General features: G+C 66.3%; 6 protein-coding genes and 1 pseudogene. All 7 read left to right on the top strand.

Annotated features, from left to right (window positions below; all coding sequences use genetic code 11):
- Window positions 1-437: 437 nt before the first annotated feature.
- The 7 genes and pseudogenes from rpmH to AC3IPY_RS19600 all read left to right on the top strand — a co-directional run bounded on the left by rpmH (window position 438) and on the right by AC3IPY_RS19600 (window position 4,837).
- Window positions 438-575 carry a 50S ribosomal protein L34 gene (gene rpmH / locus AC3IPY_RS19630; RefSeq protein ID WP_022889115.1) on the top strand — a complete coding sequence of 46 codons (138 nt, stop codon included), beginning with the start codon at window positions 438-440 and terminating at the stop codon, window positions 573-575.
- A complete protein-coding gene (gene rnpA, locus AC3IPY_RS19625) occupies window positions 523-1,002 on the top strand; it encodes a ribonuclease P protein component (RefSeq protein ID WP_489185956.1) in 480 nt (159 codons plus the stop codon). The genes rpmH and rnpA overlap by 53 nt, the downstream gene beginning before the upstream one ends.
- Window positions 995-1,285 (top strand): annotated as a pseudogene (yidD, locus tag AC3IPY_RS19620) (membrane protein insertion efficiency factor YidD); the annotation flags it as partial. The gene rnpA and the pseudogene yidD, both read left to right, overlap by 8 nt.
- A 148-nt stretch (window positions 1,286-1,433) precedes the next feature.
- Entirely contained in the window at window positions 1,434-2,390 is a 957-nt protein-coding gene (gene yidC / locus AC3IPY_RS19615; protein WP_489185955.1) for a membrane protein insertase YidC, read from the top strand.
- Between the two features lie 2 nt (window positions 2,391-2,392).
- Window positions 2,393-2,890 (top strand): Jag family protein, encoded by a 498-nt coding sequence (locus tag AC3IPY_RS19610; RefSeq protein WP_489185954.1) that lies wholly within the window; start codon window positions 2,393-2,395, stop codon window positions 2,888-2,890.
- A gap of 34 nt (window positions 2,891-2,924) precedes the next feature.
- Window positions 2,925-3,560: a 16S rRNA (guanine(527)-N(7))-methyltransferase RsmG gene (gene rsmG, locus AC3IPY_RS19605; protein WP_489185953.1), complete on the top strand. Its 636-nt coding sequence runs from the start codon at window positions 2,925-2,927 to the stop codon at window positions 3,558-3,560.
- A gap of 797 nt (window positions 3,561-4,357) precedes the next feature.
- Window positions 4,358-4,837: a P-loop nucleotide/nucleoside kinase family protein gene (locus AC3IPY_RS19600; RefSeq protein ID WP_489185952.1), complete on the top strand. Its 480-nt coding sequence runs from the start codon at window positions 4,358-4,360 to the stop codon at window positions 4,835-4,837.
- Window positions 4,838-6,000 lie beyond the last annotated feature (1,163 nt).

Below are 6,000 nucleotides of genomic sequence, written 5' to 3'. Positions count from 1 at the left end.
CGTTCCCCGCAATTCTCGGTGCTCTCGTCGGCCACTCGTCGATCCCCCGAACGACGGAGCAAGCGGCACGAGATGAAGTATTCACAGTGTTATCCACTGGTTGTGGGCAGATTCGGGGCGAACCGCGAGATTCCGCGCTCAAGGCTGGGGATAACTGGTCTCAAACGGTAGCGAATGACGGGGCTGTGGACAAATGCCGTTGTCGGGATTCATCTCGTTCGGCGTGTCTTTCCTCAGCCTTTCCCGAGGTACGGGAGATACTCTCTCTTTTGCGCTACGTCGATTCGATCGCCTCCTGGTTTGACCACACGGCCTCGAGGCCGTAGTTTTAATCAGTTGACCCCAGCCCGTATTGGGCACCCAGTTTTCCCGTCTCCGCATGAATCGGCCCAGCCGAGGTCCGTGAGGCGCGGAGATCCGATAGCCGGAGAAGAAGAATGAGCAAGCGTACGTTCCAGCCGAACAACCGTCGTCGTGCCAAGAAGCACGGCTTCCGCCTTCGCATGCGCACCCGCGCCGGCCGTGCCATCCTTTCGGCACGCCGCGCCAAGGGTCGCACCGAACTCTCCGCATAGTCGTTCGGTGCTCGCCAAGGCGAATCGCATCACGAGTGCTGACGACTACCGAGTCGTCGTCCGCCGTGGTGCGAAAGTGGCGACGCCGCACACCGTGAGTTACGTGCGGGCGCGCGAGTCCGTCGGCGACGCACGATTCGGTTTCATCGTTTCCAAGAAGGTCGGGTCGGCGGTGCGACGCAATCGCGTCCGCCGTCGGCTCAAGGCCGTGACCCATGAGGTCGTGCTCGCCGGTGCATGCGATGTCGACATCGTCGTCCGCGCACTTCCGGGTGCTGCGGATGCCTCGTGGACCGATCTTCGAGCCGAGGTGTTGCGGGCGCTCGCCCGCCGCGGTGTGACGACGCCATCGCCCGCCTCGAGCCGGACCGCGCCCGCGACCTCTGCGTCCGACACCGCCTCCGTCGACGAGGTGCCGCATGCGTGACGCGCTGCTGTTCATCGGCTTGGTTCCCCGCAACCTCGGGGTCCTCCTGATCCGCGGGTATCGCGCGGCCATCTCGCCGCTCTACGGCGATGTCTGCCGCTACTACCCCTCCTGCTCCGCCTACGGGCTCGGTTCGGTGCAGCAGCGCGGACTCGTGGTCGGCAGCGCGCTGACCGCCTGGCGCATCCTCCGCTGCAACCCCTGGACCGCCGGCGGCATCGACGATGTGCGCGCCGCTCGGCACGAGCGGTACGCGACCACTCCATTCGGATGGGTCGTCCCCCGCGCCTGGGCGCACTCCCCCGCCGGCGAGACCCGGCCCCTCGACCGCAACGCCCACGCGTCGCACGACGGATGCGACGCGGCATCCGAAGTCCTGATGACGGCGAACGCCTCAGCCCCCACCATGTCCCGAAAGGACTGATCCGCCCATGCCGGACATCATCAGCCTGCTCCTCTGGCCCATCAAGTGGGTCATCGAGCTGATCCTGGTCGCCTTCCACTCCCTCTGGACGTTCGTCGGTCTCGACCCCGATGCCGGTCTCACCTGGGTGCTCTCGATCGTCGGCCTCGTCATCGTGGTGCGCGCCGCACTCATTCCGATCTTCGTGCGCCAGATCAAGAGCCAGCGCCGCATGCTCGAGGTCGCGCCGCAGCTCAAGAAGATCCAGGAGAAGTACAAGGGCAAGAAGGACCAGTTCTCTCGCGAGGCGATGTCTCGCGAGACCATGGAGCTCTACAAGAAGACGGGAACCAACCCGCTCTCGTCGTGCCTCCCCCTGCTGTTGCAGATGCCGATCTTCTTCGGCCTGTTCTCGGTGCTCAACGATGCGCAGCACGACAAGGCCGGCGTCGGCGTCTTCACGCAGGATCTCGCGAACTCGTTCGCCAATTCCGAGCTGCTCGGTGCTCCGCTGAAGGGCACGTTCATCGGCGCGATGAACGGCGAGTACCCGTGGCAGGTCATGGTCATCGCCGCGACGATGATCGTGCTCATGACCGCCTCGCAGTTCATCACGCAGCTGCAGATCGTCTCCAAGAACATGTCGCCCGAGACCAAGGCGAGCCCCATGTTCCGCCAGCAGCGCATCATGCTGTACCTGCTCCCCCTCGTCTTCGCGTTCTCGGGTGTCGCGTTCCCGATCGGCGTCATGTTCTACTGGCTCGTCTCGAACTTCTGGACCATGGGCCAGCAGTTCCTGGTCATCCGCAACATGCCGACTCCCGGCAGCGAAGCGGCCAAGGCCCGTGAGGCGCGGCTCGCCAAGAAGGGCAAGCTCGTCATCGAAGAGAAGGACGCCACGACCGTGATCGTGGAAGAGAAGAAGACAACGCAGCGTCAGCAGCCGGTCGGCAAGAACCGCGCGAAGAAGCAGGGTGGAAAGTGACCATGACCGACGTTCAGAACCTGAATGACGAGCGCACCGTCTCGCAGCTCGAAGAAGAGGGCGACATCGCCGCCGACTACATCGAGGAACTGCTCGACATCTGCGACCTCGACGGCGACATCGACATCGATGCGCGCAACGGCCGGGCATACGTCTCGGTCAACGCCGGTGAGGGTGCGAACCTGAACCTGCTCTCGAAGCCCGACACCGTCAACGCCCTGCAGGAGCTCGCCCGTCTCGCCGTGCAGACGAAGACCAGCGCGTTCTCGCGCCTGATCCTCGACATCGGCGGCTCGCGCGATGCACGTCGCGACGAGCTCGCGAGCCTCGTCGAGCGTGCCGTCGAGCGCATCGAGGGCGGGGCGGCGGAGGCATCCCTTCCCCCGATGTCGTCCTACGAGCGCAAGCTCGTGCACGACCTGGTGAGCGAGCGCGGCTTCCACTCGGCCTCGCGCGGCGAGGGTGCGGATCGCCACACGGTGATCACGCGCTCCGCTTGACGCGTTCGTCGGCGTTGATGTTTCACGTGAAACGATGAGCGAAGAACTCGAGGTCGAGCCGGCCGTCGCATCGGCCGTGTTCGGTGATCGCATCGATGTCGGCCGCGCCTTCGCCGCGGCGCTTGCGCGCCACGGTGAGGAGCTCGGGCTGATCGGTCCGCTCGAACTCCCCCGTCTCTGGACCCGGCATATCGTGAACTCCGGTCTGGTGGCCTCGTTGCTGCGCCCGGGCTCCGTTGCGGATGTCGGGTCGGGGGCCGGCCTGCCCGGCCTGGTGCTGGCGATCATCCGCCCCGACGTCTCCTTCACGCTCATCGAGCCGATGGAGCGTCGGGTCGACTGGCTCGAGCGCCAGGTGCGCGAACTCGACCTGGCGAACGTGGTCGTCGAGCGCGCCCGCGCCGAGGACTCCGCGCACAAGCGGCAGTTCGATCAGGTGACCGCCCGCGCGGTCAGTGCGTTGCGCACCCTGATTCCCGTCACCGCCCCCCTCTTGAAGCAGGGCGGCGAGCTCGTGCTCATGAAGGGCGCCGGCGTCGACGGCGAGATCGGCGCAGCACAGAAGGTCTTCCGCAAGTACCTCGTGTCCGACCCCGAGGTCCTCGTGCTCGGTGAAGATCTCGGCACCGAGCCCACCCGCGTCTTCCGCGCCACCGTCGACGCTCGCTAGAGTTTCGTCGAAGCTCGCTGATCTTCAGCGACGTGTTCGTCGGGCTCGCGTACGGTCTCCGATGTCGCGGGCTCGCTTGACGACTGTCGGGCACATTCACGGAACCTCCCGTGCAGGATGGGGTCTGCGGCGCAATGCGCATGTCGGTGTGCACGAGGTCGCGCAGGTCGCGCAGATCATGGCCCGGTCGTGGGCTTCCGTGGACTTCCCGATCAGGAGCTCGGACCCGTTGGCCCGAGCAGAGTCGGTGCGCGGTTGCCGGCGTACGAGGTGATCGCGTCGTGATCGCGTCGGAGTTGTCGATGCGCGTCCCGAGCCTCGACGATGTCACCGCGCCGGCTTGCACGGCGGTCGTCGAGGTGGTGGTGATGGCCGACCGGCCGCTGACGCGTTCAACCCCCGGCTTCGGAGTTTCGCGCCCCCCGAATCGGCCGCCTTCTCCGCGCACGTGTCCCGCGCCCGTCGGCACACCGTTTCACGTGAAACGCTGTGGACCGAACGCAAGCGGTTGGTCAACCGTGTCGTGCTGGGCCGAGTCGACGGCTCCAAGACCCGCCGGTCATATCGCGGCCACGTCGCGGCGCGCGTGGTTCCGAGTTCGCTGGTCCGGCATCGCAGTGCTGCGTTCGCACGGTTGCGAGCCCGCGAGGTAGCGAAGTCGAGAACCCCCTGCCCCGGCCGCCGTCCTCGCATCTCCCATCTCACCGCCCGGCAGCCCGCTCGCGACCGGGGTACCAGCCGGAACTCGAGCCGCACGCGCGGGGCGGCGTTCAGTGGTGGAGCGTAACCTCGGTTCGGTGGCAGTGAAGAATACACGACGACCCCGGGTCGTCATGATGTGCGGGCCAGGTGGTGCCGGCAAGACCACGTACGCCAAGTGCCTGGAGCGCGAGGGCTGGACGCGTTTGTCGTTCGAGGTGGAGTTCTGGGAGCGCGGAATCACCACGGTGCCCTCCGCTGAAGTGGTTGCCGAGGTGGCAGCGGATTTCAAGGCGCGCTTGTTGCGCCATGTCGCAGCGGGAATCGACGTCGTGCTCGACTTCGGATTCTGGTTCCGGCGACAACGCGACGAGTTCCGTGCACTGCTCGCACCTCAGGGCATCGTGCCGGAGACCGTGTACATCGCGACGAGTCTTGAGACCATCCTGAGCCGGGTTGGTGACCGACACGGCAGGCGGGCGGACGATTGGCCGCTTACCGAGCAGACAGCGACGGAGTACTTCGAGCTGTTCGAGCCGCCGATGCCCGAAGAGGGACCACTCGAGGTTGTTCGATAGGCCACGTGAATGACGTCGGTCTTGATCCATCTCAGAGCGGCGACGAAGGTGATGGTGGCGCTGTAGGCGCGGCGGTTCTCGTCTGAGCGCATCGCAATGCCGCGCCATTGCTCGACAGCAGGTCGCACCGGCTTCGTCTCAGCATGTGATGCGCGACCCAGACCGAATCACCGTCGGCCATTCATCCACCCAACACGAGGTTCCATCGGTCGCTCCGTACGCGGTAGTCCACCGGGGTCCTCCGCGAATCAGCGTGCGTTTCACGTGAAACATCGCACGGTCATAGCGACGAGAACTGTGCGATACCCGATTCCGGGTGGGGAGTGCGGAGGTGTCGGGAATCCCCTCCAATATCCGCGAACTTCGTCGGCGTGCGTCAGTGGCGGCGGTTAGGCTTGGGTGTCTGGCGCGGTTCCGAGAATCGCGCTGGATTGGTGGGCACCCGATCGTGGGGAATGACGGATCAGGTTTGGAGAATTCGGCATGGCGCAGGGCGGAGGTCGCGGATGGTTCCATCGGCGTCGACCACAGCCCGAGCCACCAGCCACACCGCCTGTTCCTGAAGTGAAGTCAGATCCAACCGTGCCTCAAGCCCCGATTTCCGCTGCGCCGATCGCACCGGCGACCCCCGCTCAGCCCACTCCCCCCGCCCCTTCTTCGGCGCACGGCAGCAGTGCGGCGGCACCGGCCGGCGATGGCTCCGCAGCGTCCGACGCCGTGCAGGCCGGGCTTCGCCCGAGCGTCTTCGCCGATCGGCCCCTCCCCACTCTTGACCCGACTGCGACACGCGATCAGCAGGGAGGCGTGCGCGAGGAGCCCCACCCCACCTCTCGAGATGCCGCTCGCGTCACCGCCCAGGGCGGCGCGCAGGCGTCCCATCCGAACACCGATCCCGCGCCCGCCGCGTCGGCGAACTACGACTGGGATGCGGCGACGGCCGCTGCACTGTCCGATAGCGACGCTCCCGATGTACCCGCGCGCTCGGCCCATTCGTCTGCGCAACCCGATCGCCTGCTCGAAGACATCATCCGCGAGATCGTCGGCGATGCGGCGGCCGATACGGTGAGCTCCCTCCAATCGGCACGTGAGGCCTCCGTGGCCTCCCAAGCCCCATCTCAGGAGTCGGTCGCCACTGAGGCCCAGGCGCACGAAGGCGTCGTCGA

It is taken from the genome of Agromyces sp. GL_144, from assembly GCF_057834305.1.
Note: the sequence above shows the minus strand (reverse complement) of the source record. Positions and strands in the feature narration are given on the sequence as shown.